The sequence below is a fragment of the Antarctobacter sediminis genome (genome assembly GCF_019218285.1).
Classification (GTDB): Bacteria; Pseudomonadota; Alphaproteobacteria; order Rhodobacterales; family Rhodobacteraceae; genus Antarctobacter; species Antarctobacter sediminis.
In genome coordinates, this window is sequence record NZ_JAHUZG010000002.1 from 1,437,580 (window position 1) to 1,452,807 (window position 15,228).

The 15,228-nt window shown below is 62.9% G+C and carries 15 protein-coding genes; 14 read left to right on the forward strand and 1 reads right to left on the reverse strand.

Annotation, left to right across the window (positions count from 1 at the left end; translation table 11 throughout):
• Positions 1-4 precede the first annotated feature (4 nt).
• The 4 genes from KJP30_RS14780 to arsH all read left to right on the forward strand — a co-directional run bounded on the left by KJP30_RS14780 (position 5) and on the right by arsH (position 3,717).
• Positions 5-1,441: an MmgE/PrpD family protein gene (locus tag KJP30_RS14780; RefSeq protein ID WP_218450026.1), complete on the forward strand. Its 1,437-nt coding sequence runs from the start codon at positions 5-7 to the stop codon at positions 1,439-1,441.
• Between the two features lie 145 nt (positions 1,442-1,586).
• Positions 1,587-1,949, forward strand: coding sequence for an ArsR/SmtB family transcription factor (locus tag KJP30_RS14785; protein WP_218450027.1), 363 nt, complete (start codon positions 1,587-1,589; stop codon positions 1,947-1,949).
• Positions 1,946-2,986, forward strand: a complete 1,041-nt coding sequence (gene arsB / locus KJP30_RS14790) for an ACR3 family arsenite efflux transporter (protein ID WP_218450028.1) — start codon at positions 1,946-1,948, stop codon at positions 2,984-2,986. The genes KJP30_RS14785 and arsB overlap by 4 nt, the downstream gene beginning before the upstream one ends.
• 11 nt (positions 2,987-2,997) lie before the next feature.
• Positions 2,998-3,717 (forward strand): arsenical resistance protein ArsH, encoded by a 720-nt coding sequence (arsH, locus tag KJP30_RS14795; protein ID WP_218450029.1) that lies wholly within the window; start codon positions 2,998-3,000, stop codon positions 3,715-3,717.
• Between the two features lie 30 nt (positions 3,718-3,747).
• On the opposite strand, the gene KJP30_RS14800 is transcribed toward arsH, so the two are convergent.
• The gene (locus tag KJP30_RS14800; protein ID WP_218450030.1) at positions 3,748-4,512 is read right to left on the reverse strand and encodes an SDR family oxidoreductase; all 765 of its coding nucleotides are present in this window, start codon (positions 4,510-4,512) and stop codon (positions 3,748-3,750) included.
• 111 nt (positions 4,513-4,623) lie between these two features.
• On the opposite strand from KJP30_RS14800, the gene KJP30_RS14805 reads away from it, so the two are divergent.
• The 10 genes from KJP30_RS14805 (at position 4,624) to KJP30_RS14850 (ending at position 15,179) form a co-directional block, all read left to right on the forward strand.
• Complete coding sequence (locus KJP30_RS14805) at positions 4,624-5,529, forward strand: 2-dehydro-3-deoxygalactonokinase (RefSeq protein WP_218450031.1); 906 nt, start codon at positions 4,624-4,626, stop codon at positions 5,527-5,529.
• A 190-nt stretch (positions 5,530-5,719) separates the two neighbouring features.
• Positions 5,720-7,210 carry an alkaline phosphatase gene (locus tag KJP30_RS14810; RefSeq protein ID WP_218450032.1) on the forward strand — a complete coding sequence of 497 codons (1,491 nt, stop codon included), beginning with the start codon at positions 5,720-5,722 and terminating at the stop codon, positions 7,208-7,210.
• 150 nt (positions 7,211-7,360) lie between these two features.
• The gene (locus KJP30_RS14815) at positions 7,361-7,789 is read left to right on the forward strand and encodes a hypothetical protein (protein WP_218450033.1); all 429 of its coding nucleotides are present in this window, start codon (positions 7,361-7,363) and stop codon (positions 7,787-7,789) included.
• Positions 7,790-7,795: 6 nt separating this feature from the next.
• Positions 7,796-8,476, forward strand: coding sequence for an ABC transporter ATP-binding protein (locus KJP30_RS14820; RefSeq protein WP_218450034.1), 681 nt, complete (start codon positions 7,796-7,798; stop codon positions 8,474-8,476).
• Positions 8,473-9,786 carry an FtsX-like permease family protein gene (locus KJP30_RS14825; RefSeq protein WP_218450035.1) on the forward strand — a complete coding sequence of 438 codons (1,314 nt, stop codon included), beginning with the start codon at positions 8,473-8,475 and terminating at the stop codon, positions 9,784-9,786. Before KJP30_RS14820 ends, KJP30_RS14825 begins: the two co-directional genes overlap by 4 nt.
• Complete coding sequence (locus KJP30_RS14830) at positions 9,783-10,268, forward strand: copper chaperone PCu(A)C (RefSeq protein ID WP_218450036.1); 486 nt, start codon at positions 9,783-9,785, stop codon at positions 10,266-10,268. Before KJP30_RS14825 ends, KJP30_RS14830 begins: the two co-directional genes overlap by 4 nt.
• A gap of 216 nt (positions 10,269-10,484) precedes the next feature.
• Positions 10,485-11,189 (forward strand): GntR family transcriptional regulator, encoded by a 705-nt coding sequence (locus tag KJP30_RS14835; protein ID WP_218450037.1) that lies wholly within the window; start codon positions 10,485-10,487, stop codon positions 11,187-11,189.
• 1 nt (position 11,190) lies between these two features.
• The gene (locus KJP30_RS14840) at positions 11,191-12,096 is read left to right on the forward strand and encodes a dihydrodipicolinate synthase family protein (RefSeq protein WP_218450038.1); all 906 of its coding nucleotides are present in this window, start codon (positions 11,191-11,193) and stop codon (positions 12,094-12,096) included.
• A complete protein-coding gene (locus tag KJP30_RS14845; RefSeq protein WP_218450039.1) occupies positions 12,096-13,586 on the forward strand; it encodes an aldehyde dehydrogenase in 1,491 nt (496 codons plus the stop codon). The genes KJP30_RS14840 and KJP30_RS14845 overlap by 1 nt, the downstream gene beginning before the upstream one ends.
• Before the next feature lie 45 nt (positions 13,587-13,631).
• Positions 13,632-15,179: a trimethylamine methyltransferase family protein gene (locus KJP30_RS14850; RefSeq protein WP_218450040.1), complete on the forward strand. Its 1,548-nt coding sequence runs from the start codon at positions 13,632-13,634 to the stop codon at positions 15,177-15,179.
• The last annotated feature ends 49 nt before the right edge of the window (positions 15,180-15,228 follow it).

Here is a 15,228-nt window from a genome sequence, read left to right on the forward strand (position 1 = left end):
TTCCATGTCAGTAGCTCAAAACGCCTTTGCGGAGATGCCGCAGGACACCACCATGACGGCCGATGCCGCCGCCTTTGTCGAAAGCGTCACCTTCGACGACATACCCGAAGAAGCCCTGCGCATCGGTAAGCGCTGCCTGCTGGACGGTCTGGGACTGTACGTGGCCGGCTCCGAAGAACACACACTGGACATTCTCGTCGACGAAGCTTTGGAAATGGGCGGGCGCGAAGACGCGCTGTTGCTGGGTCGGAACATCAAGGTGCCCGCGCCTATGGCTGCACGGGTGCTGGGAACTGCTGGTCACGCGCATGACTGGGACGACAGTCAGGTCAGCATCGACCCTGCCCATATCTACGGTCTTTTGACCCATCCGACGATTCCGCCGCTGACCGCCGCCATCGTCATGTCGCAGCGTTTGGGCAATGTGTCGGGCCGGGATTTCATGTTGGCCTTCCTCACCGGCTTTGAGGTCGAATGCAAGATTTCGGAATGGATGCTGCCGCAGCACTACATGCAGGGGATGCATTCCTCTGGCACCGTGGGCCATTTCGGGGCCTTTGTGGCAGCGGCCAAGCTGATGGGTCTGACCGGTGAGAAACTGCGCCACGGTTTTGGCATCGCCGCCAGCTTTGCCGCCGGAATCCGCTGCAACTTTGGCACCATGACGAAACCGCTGCATGTGGGGCGCGCGGCTGAAAACGGTGTGACTGCCGCGCTGCTGGCCGCGCGCGGTTATACCGCCGATCCGACGGCGCTGGATGGTCCGTGGGGCTTCATGGCTGTTCAGGGCGGTGGCGCCAGCCCCGAAAAGATTGCGCAGGGCTTTGGCAAGACATGGACGATCGTGGATCCCGGCGTGTCGATCAAACCCTACCCCTGTGGCGTGCTGACCCATCCCACCATCGACCTGATGCTGCGGTTGGTGACGGATGCGGACATCCGCGCCGAGGATATCGATACCGTCACCGTTCACGCGGGCACCAATATCCTCAAACCGATCCGCTACCCCATCGCGGCGAACCACCTTCAGGCGAAATTCTCATTGCCGGCGGCGTTGGCGATGATCGCTCTGGCGCGGCAGGCCGGCAAGGTCGAGTTCTCTGACGCTTTCGTCGGCTCGGATGACATGCAGGCGATGCAACGCCGCATCCGCACCGAACTGGACCCCGAGATCGAGGCGCAGGGCTTTGACAAGATGCGCTCGCGGATCACGATCCGGCTCAAGGACGGCTCCGAGGTCGCGGGCTGGGCAGACGAACGCTATCGCGGCGGACCGGAAAATCCGCTGTCCGACGACGAAGTGGTCGCCAAGGTGCGGTCCTGCTGCGACGGAGTGCTGAGCGAGGCGGAACAAGATACACTGATCCGGAACGGCTGGAACATCCTTGATCTGCAAGATGCGGGATCCGTGTTGGCGCAGGGCCTGACGTCCGCGCGCTGACCCCGGCCAAGGTCGCAATAGGACGCGCTCCGCCCCGGCGGGGCGCGTCTGCATTTTCGCGTTACCGTTCCCCGACAGGACGCATGCCCGCCATGCGCGACAAATGACGGCTTGCGGCTCCACTCATTTCGAATATACATGAACTATGGAAAAGAATGGCGCCATAGAAACCCTCTCTGCCCTCGCGCATGACATCCGAATCGATGTGTTCCGTTTGCTGATCCGCGCCGGGGCCGAGGGGGCATCTGCGGGGCAGATTGCCAAAACGCTGGAAATCCGTCCCAATACCCTGTCCAACAATCTTAACATCCTGTCCGCCGCAGGCATGATCCGCTCTATCCGCGAGGGCCGGTCGATCCGCTATTTCGCCAATATGGACGGGATGCGCGACCTGCTGTCCTTCCTGATGGAGGACTGCTGTGGTGGCCGTGCAGACCTGTGCAGACCGCTGCTGGATCAGATCACCTGCGGACCGCTGACTTCTCAATCCCCGGCAAGAGACAAATGACCGATACAACCTCTCACGCGCCCTCGCCGATGGGCACATTCGAACGATATCTGACCCTTTGGGTTGCGCTGGCCATGATCGTCGGCATCGCCATTGGTGTCATGGCCCCCGGAGCGGTCGAAGCCGTTGCCGCCGCCGAGGTGGCCAGCATCAACCTTGTCGTAGCGGTCCTGATCTGGGCCATGGTCTATCCGATGATGGTGGGTGTGGATTTCGGCGCAGTCTCGGGCGTTGCGCGGCAACCACGCGGGCTGATCGTTACGCTTGTCGTCAACTGGATGATCAAGCCTTTTACAATGGCGCTATTGGCGGTGCTGTTCTTCGATCACGTCTTTGCGCCCTGGATCGCCCCCGAGGATGCGGCGCAATACACTGCGGGCCTGATCCTGCTGGGCGCTGCGCCCTGTACGGCCATGGTTTTTGTCTGGTCGCAACTGACGCGCGGCGACGCCACCTACACGCTGGTGCAGGTTTCGGTGAATGATCTGATCATGGTCGTGGCTTTTGCGCCGATCGTTGCCTTCCTGTTGGGCGTGACAGAGATCACCGTGCCTTGGGAAACCTTGGTTCTGGCGACCGTTCTGTACGTCGTGTTGCCGCTGTTGGCCGGACTGTTGACGCGTCGGGCGCTGGGCAGTCAGCAGGCCATCGACTCCTTCACCGCAAGGGTGAAACCCTGGTCAGTGGTCGGTCTGATCGCGACGGTCATGATCCTTTTCGGTTTGCAGGGCGAAGTCATCCTTGCGCGGCCCCTTGTCATCGCGTTGATCGCCGTGCCGATCCTGATCCAAAGCTATGGCATCTTTGCGCTGGCCTATGGCGCGGCCTATGCGTTGAAGGTGCCGCACCGGATCGCTGCGCCCTGTGCGATGATCGGCACCTCGAACTTCTTCGAGCTGGCGGTTGCCGTTGCAATCAGCCTCTTTGGCCTCAACTCGGGCGCGGCGCTTGCCACGGTTGTCGGTGTACTGGTTGAGGTTCCCGTCATGCTGTCGCTGGTGGCCTTTGCCAACCGCACCCGCGCGCGGTTCAACTGAGGGGTTTGCGCATGACCGACACAGCGAACATTCAGGACGAAAGCCTGCACCCGATCACCACGGACAGCCTTTTCCCGCAAGACCATAGCACGCACGCGCCGCGTATCCTGATCCTTTACGGCTCGCTTCGCGAACGCAGCTATTCGCGCCTGAGCGCCGAAGAGGCTGGGCGGATCCTGTCCCGGTTTGGCGCCGAGGTGCGGATCTTTGATCCGCAGGGTCTGCCGCAAGTGGACACGGCCGAACCCGGTCACCCCAAGGTGGCCGAACTGCGCGACCTCGTGACCTGGTCCGAAGGTATGGTCTGGTCCTCGCCAGAGCGGCACGGGGCAATGACCGGCCTGATGAAATCGCAGATTGACTGGATCCCGCTGTCGCTGGGCGGAGTGCGTCCGACCCAAGGCAAGACGCTGGCCGTGATGCAAGTCTGCGGCGGCAGCCAAAGTTTCAACACCGTGAACCAGCTGCGTATTCTTGGCCGCTGGATGCGCCTGTTGACCATTCCGAACCAGTCTTCGGTGGCCCGCGCGTGGGATGAATTCGATGACGAGGGCCGGATGAAGCCCTCGCCCTATTACAATCGGATTGTCGACGTGATGGAGGAGCTGGTCAAGTTCACCCTGCTGACGCGCGACATTCGCGATCACCTTGTCGATCGCTATTCGGAACGGGTGGAAAGCCGGGCCGATCTGTCAAAGCGGGTGAACCAGTCCAAAGCGGTTGGAAGCTGAATACAGCGCTGACCAAAAAGGGCAGGGGGATCACAGCGAGGCGGTGATCCCTCCGTCCACGAACAACGTGTGCCCGTTCACAAAGCTGGACGCATCCGACGACAGGAAGACACAGGCGCCCACCAGTTCCTCGACCTTGCCCCAGCGGCCTGCGGGGGTGCGTTTCTCCAGCCATGCCGAAAACTCCGGGTCATTGACGAGCGCCTCGTTCAGCGGGGTGTCGAAATAGCCGGGCGCGATGGCATTGCATTGCAGCCCGTGCTTGGCCCAGTCTGTCGCCATGCCTTTGGTCAGGTTGCCAACGGCGCCCTTGGTTGTTGTGTAGGGGGCGATCCCAGGACGGGCGAGCGCGGTCTGGACCGAAGCGATGTTGATGATCTTGCCGCGTCCCCTGCCGATCATGTGGCGCGCGCAGGCCTGCCCGACGTGAAAAACGCTGGCGATATTGGTTTGCAGCAGTTTCTCGAACATGTCTGCCGGGAAATCCTCCAATGGAGTGCGATACTGCATCCCGGCGTTGTTCACGAGGATGTCGACGGCACCATGGGTGGATTCGAACCCGTCGATGGCCGCGCGCACGCTGTCATGGTTCGTTGCGTCAAAAGCCAGTTCGTGAACAGTGGCGCCTTCGGCCCGCAGCGTGTCGGCGGCTTGTGCCAGCTTGCCCGTATCGCGGCCGTTCAGGACGATCTCGGCGCCAGCCTCGTAGAGTCCCCGTGCAAGGGCAAAGCCGATGCCCTGTGACGACCCGGTGACAAGCGCGCGGCGTCCGGCCAGCGAGAACAGATTGGACATGGGACCTTCTCCTCCGGTGGTAATATGGTGGGATAGCGCCCACATGCCGTGAGGATGTCAAGCAATGGGCGTGGGGCTGGCATCGGGTGCAACAATGTGGAGTGCGCAATCATGTCGACACCAATGCCGAAATGGCTTGCCGTGGACTGGGGAACGACGCGCCTTCGCGTCTGGTTGATGGGCGCGGATGACATGCCGATCGAGCGGTTGGATTCGGACCGTGGCATGGGGCAGTTGTCGCCGGAAGGTTTTGAACCCGCCTTGCTGGATCTTGTCGGGGAGCGGCTGGCGCCGGGGCAAACGCCAGTGGTGATCTGCGGTATGGCCGGGGCGCGGCAGGGCTGGGCCGAAGCGCCCTATGTCGCCGTGCCATGCGAGCCGCCGGTCGCGGGCATCCGACCGCCGGTGTCCGACCCGCGGCTGGAGGTGTATATCCTGCCGGGGATCAAGCAGGATCGCCCGGCAGATGTGATGCGCGGTGAAGAAACCCAGATTGCCGGGTTTCTCGCGCAAGAGCCCCGTTTTGATGGGGTCCTCTGTCTACCCGGCACGCATACGAAATGGGTGCATGTCAGTGCCCGGGAAATCGTGTCTTTCCGAACCTTCATGACAGGAGAGCTTTTTGCCCTTTTGTCGCGGCAATCCGTCCTGCGTCACAGCCTTGCCGAGGACGGTTGGGAGGATGCGGTCTTTGCCGATGCGGTTGGAGATACGCTGTCGCGCCCTGCCGGTCTGGCCTCCGGGCTGTTTTCCTTGCGGGCGGGATCGCTCCTGAACGGAACCGAGGCCGCAGCTACGCGGGCGCGGCTGTCAGGGTTGTTGATCGGCGCAGAGCTTTCCGCCGCTCGACCCTATTGGCTGGGGCAGGAGGTGGTGATCCTTGGCGAAGACGGCCTTGCACGCGCCTATGCCGCCGCCCTTGGTCCGCAAGGCGTGCAGCCGCGCCTGATGCCGGTGGACGGTGTCACGCGGGCGGGCCTGACCGCAGCGTACCGCCAATTGTCTTCCTCTGCGTGACGCGTTTTCGCGTCATTCCGGGCTTGACGGGCAGGATCGGGATGTTATAACGTATCAACGGCAACGGCTAACAGCAGGCTTCGGTTTCGAAACCTGCTGCTTTTACCGTTTCGTTACAAAAGTGTAAAATATCCGAGACGGAAGCGCCCTATGCGACGGGCAGAAATCCGCCAACTCGGAGGCACTTCCCATGAAAAAGACCCTTGCATCCGTTGCAGCCATCGCTGCCGCGTTCCCGGCGTTCGCGCAGGATCTGCCGCAAGCATCCAGCGAATGGTTCGCTGCTGGTCAGGCCCACATCGACGCGCTGATCGCGCGCCAGCCGAACACCCAGCGCGCCAAGAACGTCATCCTGCTGGTTGCGGATGGCAACGGTGTGGGCACCAACTACGCCACCCGCCTGTTCGCGGGCCAGCAGATGGGTCTGCTGGGCGAAGAGCACGTGCTGCCGTTTGAGACCACCGATTGGTCGGCGGCTCTGGTCAAGACCTACAACATCAACGCCCAGACCCCGGACTCGGCTCCGACCGCTGGCGCGATGAACACAGGCGTCAAGCAGCGCTTCAACCTGATCAACCTCGGCGATGGCGGCATCCACGATGACTGCTCGACCGTTGCAGGCAACGAGTTGACCACCTTTGCCGAGATCGTCACCGGCATGGGTAAATCCGTTGGCGTCGTGTCGACCGCCCGCCTGACCCACGCAACCCCGGCCGCCGTCTATTCCAAGACCGCGAACCGCAACTGGGAAGGCGCTGTGCCCGAGGGCTGCACCGCGCAGAAGGACATCGCCGCTCAGCTGATCGACCAGATGAATGCAGGCGTGATCGACCTTGCCATGGGGGGCGGCCGCCGCTTCTTTGGTCCGGAAGGTGTTGAACTGGGCGAAGGCAAGAAAGGCCGCCGCACCGATGGCGTCAACCTGATCGACAATGCCAAGGACGCCGGTATCCAGTACGCGTGGAACACCGAAACCTTCAGCGCGCTGACCATGGACAGCCCGATCCTTGCGCTGTTCAACGACAGCCATATGGAATACGAAGCCGATCGGGCCGATGAGGACGAGCCCTCGCTGGCCGACATGACCAAAAAGGCCATCGAGTTCCTCCAGCAGAACGACAACGGCTTCTTCCTCGAAATCGAAGCGGGCCGCGTCGATCACGCGAACCACGCCGGCAACGCGGCACGCGTTCTGCGCGACGGCGTCGCTTTCATGGATGCGGTCAAGATCGCGGACGAGCTGACCGATGATGCCGACACGCTGATCATCGTGACCGCCGACCATGAGCACGCGATTGCCTTCAATGGCTATTGTGGCCGCGGGTCCGACATCCTCGGCCTGTGCTACGGCGTTTCCAAGACCGACGTAAAGCATTCGGGCGAGGCGCTGCTTGCCAAGGACGGCAAGCCCTACACCGTTATCGGCTACCTGAACGGCGCGGGCACCGTGCTGGTCGAAGGCGAAGACGGCACGTTTGCCGGCGGTCGCCCCGACGTGACGCAGGAAGACGCAACCGATCTGGACTACCTCCAGCAGGCGCTGATTCCGATGTCGTCGGAAACCCATTCGGGTGAGGACGTCATGGTCTACGCCAAGGGTCCCTGGGCGCATCTCTTTGACAGCACCATCGAGCAGAACGTGATCTTTCACGTGATGCACCATGCTGTGAACGCCGAGTAATCGACGTACTAGGAATTGGGCCCGGGGCAATCTGTCCCGGGCCTTTTTCTTTTGCCGCTGGCAGAGGTCGGCGGCACATTGTCGGAAGACGGTTGCATTCCGATTGCGGAATGTAGCGTGCCGATCCTCGAACCCGGAAGGAGCAAGCCCATGTACCGCCGTGCATTTCTTCGCAGCGCCCTTGCCGCGCCCGCCCTTGTGGCCGCACCGGCCTTGGCGCAGGACAACGCCCTGAAAATCCGCGAACTCTATGAAAAGAATGGCGATATGTCGGCCATCGCGCTTGATGGCGCAGGGCAGCGTCTGACATTCGAAGGGTTCATGGCACCGCCTTTGAAGGCAGAGTCGCAGTTCTTTGTCCTGACCAAGATGCCGATGTCAGTCTGCCCCTTCTGCGAGACCGAGGCCGAATGGCCCGATGACATTCTTGCCGTTTACACCAAGCGTGTGGTTGAAGTGTTACCTTATAACGTTAAGATCACCGCGCGCGGGGTTCTTGAACTGGGAAGCTACAAAGACCCCGAGACTGGATTCGTCAGCCTCGTCCGGCTGACAGATGCCACCTACGGAGAAGACTGAAACAGCATGGCCCTTCCTCTCGAAATTGCCGATCTCACGGTCCGGGTCGGAAGGCGCAAGCTGTTGACTGTTCCGGCGCTGTCCGCCCCGGCCGGGGCGCTGATCGGGATTCGCGGGCCGTCCGGGGCCGGGAAATCGACGTTGCTGCATGCGCTGAGCGGTCTGCTGGAGGCCGAGGGCAGCATCCGATGGGGCGCGGCGGATCTGGCCCGCATGGGGCCAGAGAAGCGCACAGCCTTTCGCGCGGCGAACATGGGGCTGATCTTTCAGGACTTTCTTCTGTTTGACGAACTGTCACCGCTGGCCAATGCCGGGCTTGCCGCCCTGTTTGGTCGCCGCGCCGACCGCGCCAGCCTGCGCGCGCGCGCCGCTGACCGCCTGAGCCATCTTGGTGTCCCCGGTGACACCCGGACGGTGGCCTCTTTTTCCGGTGGCGAACGGCAGCGTGTTGCAATTTCGCGCGCCCTTGCCACCGATCCGGGTATCCTGCTGGCGGATGAACCCACCGCCAGCCTTGATCGCCCCGCCGCTGACCGGCTGATCGACGACCTCATCGCGCTGGCGCGGCACGGGGGCAAGACGCTGATCGCCGTCAGTCATGACCTCCACCTTCTGGATCGGCTGGACCGGGTCCTGACCATCCAGGACGGGCAGCTCACCTCAGACAGCAGGGCCGCACAGGTATGAGAGACCTTTGGGACGAACTGCCTGTCCTTGCGCAGGACATCCTGATCGCGGCTGGCCTGCTGGTGCCGCTGGTGCTGATCGGTGCGGTGCTGCTGCGCGGCTTCCGGCCGCTGCCTCTGGTCGGTGCGCTGATGTGGCGGTTTCGCTGGGCCAACCTGATGTTCGTTTTGCTGATCGCGGTCAGCACCGGCATGGGCATCGGCCTGATTGCGCAAGAGCGCGGCCTGCGCGTTGGCACGGCCCGCGCGGCCGAAAAGTTCGATCTTGTGGTGTCCGCGCCAGGGTCAGAACTGACCATGATGATGGCCTCGGTTTTTCTTCAACCATCGGCCGTGCCCCTGTTGGATGGCGCGGCCTTTGACCGGATCGCCAATCACGAACGGGTGGACATCGCCGCGCCGATTGCCTTTGGCGACAGCTATGATGGTGCCCCTGTCGTGGGCACCATCGCCGATTTTGTGACGCATCTGTCGGATGGGCAGATTGATGGCCGTATCTTTGCCCGTTCCGGTGAGGCGGTGGTCGGCGCGGCCATCGACCTTGAGATCGGCGACCGTTTTACCCCGGCGCATGGGCGAGGCGATGCAGTGGAGCATGGCGCGCATGACGGGTTCGAAATCGAGGTTGTCGGGCGAATGGCCCGCAGCGGTTCACCCTGGGATCGTGCCATCCTGATCCCTGTTGAAACCGTCTGGGAGGTGCATGGTCTGGCCAATGGTCACCCGTTCGAGGACGGCGACAAGATTGGCCCGCCTTATGACCCCGCGTTGTTCCCCGGCACACCGGCGGTTCTGGTCCGTGCGACCGAGCTTTGGGCCAACTACGCCCTTCGCTCCGAGTTTACCGAGGCCGGAGAGACCATGGCCTTTTTCCCGGGTACGGTTCTGGCCAACCTGTACCGGGTCATGGGGGACGTGCGGCAGGCCATGTCGATCATGTCTGTCGTGACACAGGTTCTTGTGGCGGCCTCGGTTCTGTTGGGGTTGTTTATCCTGTCGCGACTGTTCCAGCGGCAACTTGCCATGCTGCGCGCCTTGGGCGCGCCGCGCCGCTTTGTCATGGCCGTGGTCTGGAGCTACGGCGTCTCGCTTTTGGTGGCCGGAACCCTGTTAGGGCTGGCCTTTGGCTTTGCCGCCGCCGCTGTTCTGTCCCGGATCGTGACCGAGCGGACAGATATTCTCGTGACCGCATCGATCACATGGTCCGAAGTCAATCTTGCGCTGGCGTTCCTGTCGGCCACTTCCCTGCTTTCGCTTGTTCCGGCGCTTGTCGTGTTGACGCGCCCCATCGTGGAGAACCTTCGCCAATGAAAAACATCCTTGTTGCGGCCCTGCTGTTCGCCGCTCCCGTCATGGCCGAAGAAAGCCATGACCACGCCGAGCCAGAGCATGTGTTCGAGATTGGCGGGCTGGAAATCCTGCACCCCTGGACCAATGCCACAGATCATGACCACGCCCTGCTGTTCATGGAATTGCACAATGAAGGCGACGCCCCGGTCGAAATCATCGGGGCGCGTCTGGAAAGCGGGTTGGAAGGCCAGCTTGTGGGGTTTCGGATGAAGGAAGGCGTTTCCGGCTTTGACCCGCTGCCGCCGATTCCCGTCGCGCCGGGCAAGCATCTGGATCTGACGCCCGACGGTGTGGCGATCCAATTCGACGGGTTGGCCGAAGAATTGGCAGAGGGCCATCACTGGGAGGTTATCTTGCTGACCTCGGCGGGTGAGTTGGAAATCGACGTTGCCGTCGAACCCGAAGACGCCCGCCAGCACGGTCACGCGGGGCATTCGCACTAAGTCGGCGGGACGGACGCTCGTCCTGTCCTGCGGACAGAACATCGCCCCGCCCGCCGTCCCTTGAGGTGGCGCAGGGCAAAGCAGCCAAAGGTGTTTGGGTCGGCCAGCGGGTCGGCCCATTTTTTTGACCGTCGAAAAATGTATGCGTGATGTATACAAGGATTGACCGAATCTGTGTACTTGACGTAGGGATCTTGTCAGCAACGAGGAGCCGACATGACCGCAAGTCCCAAGATCGCCTGCCGCGACGCGCTGAAAGAACGTATCCTGCGGCTCGACCTGGCCCCCGGGGCCGAACTGGACGAAACCCAGATCGCCAAGGAATACGGTCTGTCCCGCACCCCGCTGCGCGAGATCTTTCAGACCTTGTCGGGTGAGGGCTATCTGCGGCTGGAAACGAACCGGGGTGCGCGCGTGACCTCGATGGATTTCAACGTCATGCGCTGCTTTTTCCAGACGGCGCCCTTGGTCTATGCCACCATGGCGCGGCTCGCAGCGGAAAACCGGCGCAGCGACCAGATGGGGGCGCTGAAGGAAACGCAGCTTCGCTTTCTTGCCGCGACCGAGGCCGAGGACACCGCGACCGCCGCTTTGGAAAACCACCTGTTCCACCAGCAGATCGGCGACATGGCGGCCAATCCCTACATGATGCCGGCGCTGAACCGGATGCTGATCGACCACACCCGGCTTAGCCAGACCTTCTATCGCCCGACATCGAAGAAGGAAAAGAAGCTGGTGAAGAAGGCGGCGCAGCAGCATGACGCAATGATCGCCGCCATCGAGAAACAGGCGCCCGACGTGGCCGTGGACCTGACCCTGCAACATTGGGACCTGTCGCGCGACCAGATGGAACGTTTTGTCCGCCCCGATCCGCTGCCGATGGACGTGGTGAGTTTCGATGCTGCCAAGGAGGCCGGCTGACATGCAATTCGAAGGCATCTACACGCCGCTGGTCACGCCGTACCACGCGGATTTCACCCTGAACGAAGAGGCGCTGGCCGCTACGGTCGAGCTGTTGATCGGTGCCGGGGTGCACGGGCTGATCGTGGCCGGAACCACGGGCGAATATTATGCCCAGAGCGCCGAGGAGCGGCTGGACCTGATCCCGCGGGTCAAGAACCTGATCGCGGGGCGCGTGCCGATGATCGTGGGCACCGGTGCGATCCGCACCGAAGAGGCGATCACCTATGCCAAGGCCGCGAAGGCCGCAGAAGCGGATGCGATCCTGATTGCGACGCCGCCCTATGCCTATCCCACCGCGCGGGAAATCGCCCTGCACGCGCTGGCCATTGACCGGGCCGCGAACCTGCCGGTGATGCTGTACAACTATCCCGGCCGCATGTCCGTGAACATGGACGAGGAAACGCTGGACCGGCTGGGGCGTTCGCCGAATTTCTGCGCCATCAAGGAAAGCTCGGGCGATATCAACCGGCTGCACATGCTGGCGCGGGACTACCCGCATATCGCGCTGAGCTGCGGCATGGATGACCAGGCGCTGGAGTTCTTTGCCTGGGGTGCGCGCAGCTGGGTCTGCGCCGGGTCGAACTTTGCCCCCGAGGCGCATATCGCCATGTATCGCGCCTGTGCCGTCGAGGGCGATTTCACCAAGGGGCGCGCGATCATGTCGGCCATGCTGCCGCTGATGCGCGTGCTGGAGCAGGGCGGCAAGTTCATCCAGTGCATCAAGCACGGACTGACCCTGCGCGGCATCGACGCCGGCCCGCCGCGCCGCCCGCTGCAACCCTTGAACAAGGATGACAAGCGCGAGCTCGAAGAGGTCATCCGGACCATGAACAAGAGCCTTGCCGCCATCGAAGGAGCCCTGTGATGAGCGATCTTCTGACCCGTGCGGACTATGCCGCGCTTGCTGCTGACATGAATTTCCCCGCCGCGCCCTTTATCGACGGCAAGTTCCGGCGCGGCGGTGGCGCGATGATGGCCACGCTGAACCCGGCCACGGGCGAGGAACTGGCCCAGATCTCGACTGCCAATGCCGAGGATGTGGACCTTGCGGTGGAAAAGGCGCGCGAGGCCTTTGACCAGGGGCGCTGGGCGCGGCTGCACCCGTCTGAACGCAAGGACGTTCTGATCCGCCTGTGCAAGCTGATGACCCGCAACCGGCGTGAACTGGCAGTGATGGAAAGCCTCGAGTCCGGCAAGCCGATCCGCGATTGCGAACTGGTGGACGTGCCCGAGGCGATCCACACCATCAAGTGGCACGCCGAGGCCGTCGACAAGCTGTATGACCAGACCGCGCCCACCGGCGACGATGCGATTTCCATGATCGTGCGCGAACCCATCGGCGTGGTAGCGGCGATCCTGCCGTGGAATTTTCCGCTGCTGATGCTGGCATGGAAGATCGGACCGGCGCTGGCGGCGGGCTGTTCGGTGATCGTGAAACCGGCAGAGCAGACCTCGCTGACCGCGTTGCGCATGGCGGAACTGGCGATGGAGGCCGGGCTGCCGCGCGGCGTGCTGCAAGTGCTGCCGGGAGACGGGCCTTCGGTCGGGGAACCGCTGGGCCGCCACATGGACGTGGACATGGTGAGCTTTACCGGCTCTACCGACACCGGGCGGCGGTTCCTGCATTACGCGGCGGATTCGAACCTGAAGAAGGTCGTTCTGGAATGCGGTGGCAAGAACCCGGCGGTTGTGCTGGAGGATGCCGAGAACCTCGATCTTGTGGCCGAACATGTGGCCAATGCGGCCTTCTGGAACATGGGCGAGAATTGCTCGGCCGGGTCGCGGTTGATCGTGCACAAGGCGGTGAAGGCACCGCTGATCGAGCGGCTTCTGGCGCGGTTGCGCGACTGGAAGACCGGGGATCCGCTGGACCCGGCCAACCACCTTGGGGCGCTGATCGACAGCGCACATTGCGCCAAGGTGACCAGCTACCTGTCCGGCGAGGCGCTGGCCGGGGGCGCGGCTGACGGGGCCTTTCTGCCGCCCACCGTCTACGAGGTGACGCGCGACGATCCCCGCGCGCGAGAAGAGATATTCGGCCCGATCCTCAGCGTGATCGAAGTTTCAAGCACGGATGAGGCGCTGGCGCTGGCCAATGACACGGACTACGGGCTGGCGGCGAGCGTCTTTACCGCCAATACGCGCACCGCGCTGCGGGCGGCCCGCGCGATCCGTGCCGGGACGGTGACGGTGAACTGCTACGGCGAAGGGGACATCAGCACACCGTTCGGCGGTTACAAGCAGTCCGGATTTGGCGGCCGCGACAATGGTGTGCATGCCTTTGACCAATACACCGAATTGAAAACCATCTGGGTCGACCTCAGCGATCCGAACGACGCCGACAAGGTGATGTAAGGCGGGCGTCTGCCCGCCATCCCCAAGACCAAAGGAGCCACGTCCATGAACGTACCCGCCCGTCCGGCCCGCCGTGGCCGTGGTGCCCGCAAGGCCGTCCGCGAAACCCGCGATGTCACCATGCTGCCGGCGCTCAAGCGCCGCCTGCCTTTGGTCGAACCGATGGACCAGGAACAGATCGAGCGGATCGACGCCGCCTCGATGCACATCCTTGAAAACGTGGGCGTGGTGTTCCGCGACCCGATCGCGCTGGAGGATTGGCGGCGGGCAGGTGCCAAGGTCGAGGGCGAGACCGTCTACCTTGACCGCCACTTGGTGCGCGAGCTGATCTCGACCATCCCCGAGAGCTTTACCTACCACGCGCGCAACCCGGCCAATGATCTGCCTTTCGGAAAGGATCACTCGATCTTTGTGCCGATGACGGGCGCGCCCTTCCTGCGCGACCTGAACGACGAACGCCGGGTGCCGACGATGGAGGACCTGTCGAATTTTCACAAGCTGTCGCACATGCTGCCCGCGCTGCATTCCAGCGCCCATCACATCGTGGAACCCTGCGACCTGCCGGTGAGCCATCGTCATCTGGCGATCACCTATTCGTCGATGAAACATTCGGACAAGACCTTCATGGGCATGACGACCAGTCCGAAGAACGCCGAAGACGTGATGGAGATGTGCGCGGTCTTGTTCGGCGAGGACTATCTGGAGACCCATGCGGTCACGACCGGCAACTGCAACGGCAACTCGCCGTTGGTCTGGGATGAAACCATGCTGGGCGCGATGCGCGCTTTTTGTCGCCGCAACCAGCCGGTGCTGTGCTCGCCCTTCGTGCTGGGCGGGGCGAATACTCCGGCCTCGGTTGCGCCGACGGTGGCGCAGTTGAACGCCGAGGCGCTGAGCGCGCTGGCCTATACGCAGGTGATCCGCAAAGGCTGTCCCGCGATCTACGGGCACTACCTGTCGACGGTCAGCATGAAGTCCGGGGCGCCCATGGCGGGCACACCCGAGATCAGCCTGATGAACTTCATGATCGGGCAGATGGCGCGGTTTTATCGCGTGCCGTGGCGGACTTCGAACACGCTGGGCGGGGCCAAGACCTTCGATGCGCAGGCGGGATATGAATCCGCCACCACTTTGCAGGCCGTCATCATGGCGGGTGCCAATTACATCTGGCATTCGGCTGGCTGGAACGAGGCGGGAATGCATTGTTCCATGGCGAAATTCGTCGTCGATGCCGAGCAATGCGCCATGGCCTATCGCATGGCCGAGGGTATCCGCTGGGACGATTTCGACGAGGCGCTGGCGGCGGTCTCGGACGTGGGGCCGGGTGGGCACTACCTTGGCCATGCGCATACGCTGGAGAATTTCCAGCGCGCGTTCTTTATGCCCGAGATGTTCGACAACAACTCGATCGAGCAATGGGTGGCCGAGGGCAGCGTCGAGATCAACGAACGCGCGCTGGCGCGAGCACGGATGCTGTTGGGCGAATACCAAGAGCCAAAGCTGGATGCCGGCAAGGACGCGGCGCTGCGCGATTACATGGCGCGCCGGATGCGCGAGATCCCGGCGGTGGATGCACTGAACCAGGACCACTGAGCGCGCGGCGAGGACTGCGGATGAGTATTTGGGCCAAGAAGAAGCGGGA

What these genes read in the sequence shown, in the direction of transcription:
- KJP30_RS14780 (WP_218450026.1), top strand. Translation starts at nt 5, where the DNA reads ATGTCAGTAGCTCAAAACGCCTTTGCGGAGATGCCGCAGGACACCACC.
- KJP30_RS14785 (WP_218450027.1), top strand. Translation starts at nt 1,587, where the DNA reads ATGGAAAAGAATGGCGCCATAGAAACCCTCTCTGCCCTCGCGCATGAC.
- arsB (WP_218450028.1), top strand. Translation starts at nt 1,946, where the DNA reads ATGACCGATACAACCTCTCACGCGCCCTCGCCGATGGGCACATTCGAA.
- arsH (WP_218450029.1), top strand. Translation starts at nt 2,998, where the DNA reads ATGACCGACACAGCGAACATTCAGGACGAAAGCCTGCACCCGATCACC.
- KJP30_RS14800 (WP_218450030.1), bottom strand. Translation starts at nt 4,512, where the DNA reads ATGTCCAATCTGTTCTCGCTGGCCGGACGCCGCGCGCTTGTCACCGGG.
- KJP30_RS14805 (WP_218450031.1), top strand. Translation starts at nt 4,624, where the DNA reads ATGTCGACACCAATGCCGAAATGGCTTGCCGTGGACTGGGGAACGACG.
- KJP30_RS14810 (WP_218450032.1), top strand. Translation starts at nt 5,720, where the DNA reads ATGAAAAAGACCCTTGCATCCGTTGCAGCCATCGCTGCCGCGTTCCCG.
- KJP30_RS14815 (WP_218450033.1), top strand. Translation starts at nt 7,361, where the DNA reads ATGTACCGCCGTGCATTTCTTCGCAGCGCCCTTGCCGCGCCCGCCCTT.
- KJP30_RS14820 (WP_218450034.1), top strand. Translation starts at nt 7,796, where the DNA reads ATGGCCCTTCCTCTCGAAATTGCCGATCTCACGGTCCGGGTCGGAAGG.
- KJP30_RS14825 (WP_218450035.1), top strand. Translation starts at nt 8,473, where the DNA reads ATGAGAGACCTTTGGGACGAACTGCCTGTCCTTGCGCAGGACATCCTG.
- KJP30_RS14830 (WP_218450036.1), top strand. Translation starts at nt 9,783, where the DNA reads ATGAAAAACATCCTTGTTGCGGCCCTGCTGTTCGCCGCTCCCGTCATG.
- KJP30_RS14835 (WP_218450037.1), top strand. Translation starts at nt 10,485, where the DNA reads ATGACCGCAAGTCCCAAGATCGCCTGCCGCGACGCGCTGAAAGAACGT.
- KJP30_RS14840 (WP_218450038.1), top strand. Translation starts at nt 11,191, where the DNA reads ATGCAATTCGAAGGCATCTACACGCCGCTGGTCACGCCGTACCACGCG.
- KJP30_RS14845 (WP_218450039.1), top strand. Translation starts at nt 12,096, where the DNA reads ATGAGCGATCTTCTGACCCGTGCGGACTATGCCGCGCTTGCTGCTGAC.
- KJP30_RS14850 (WP_218450040.1), top strand. Translation starts at nt 13,632, where the DNA reads ATGAACGTACCCGCCCGTCCGGCCCGCCGTGGCCGTGGTGCCCGCAAG.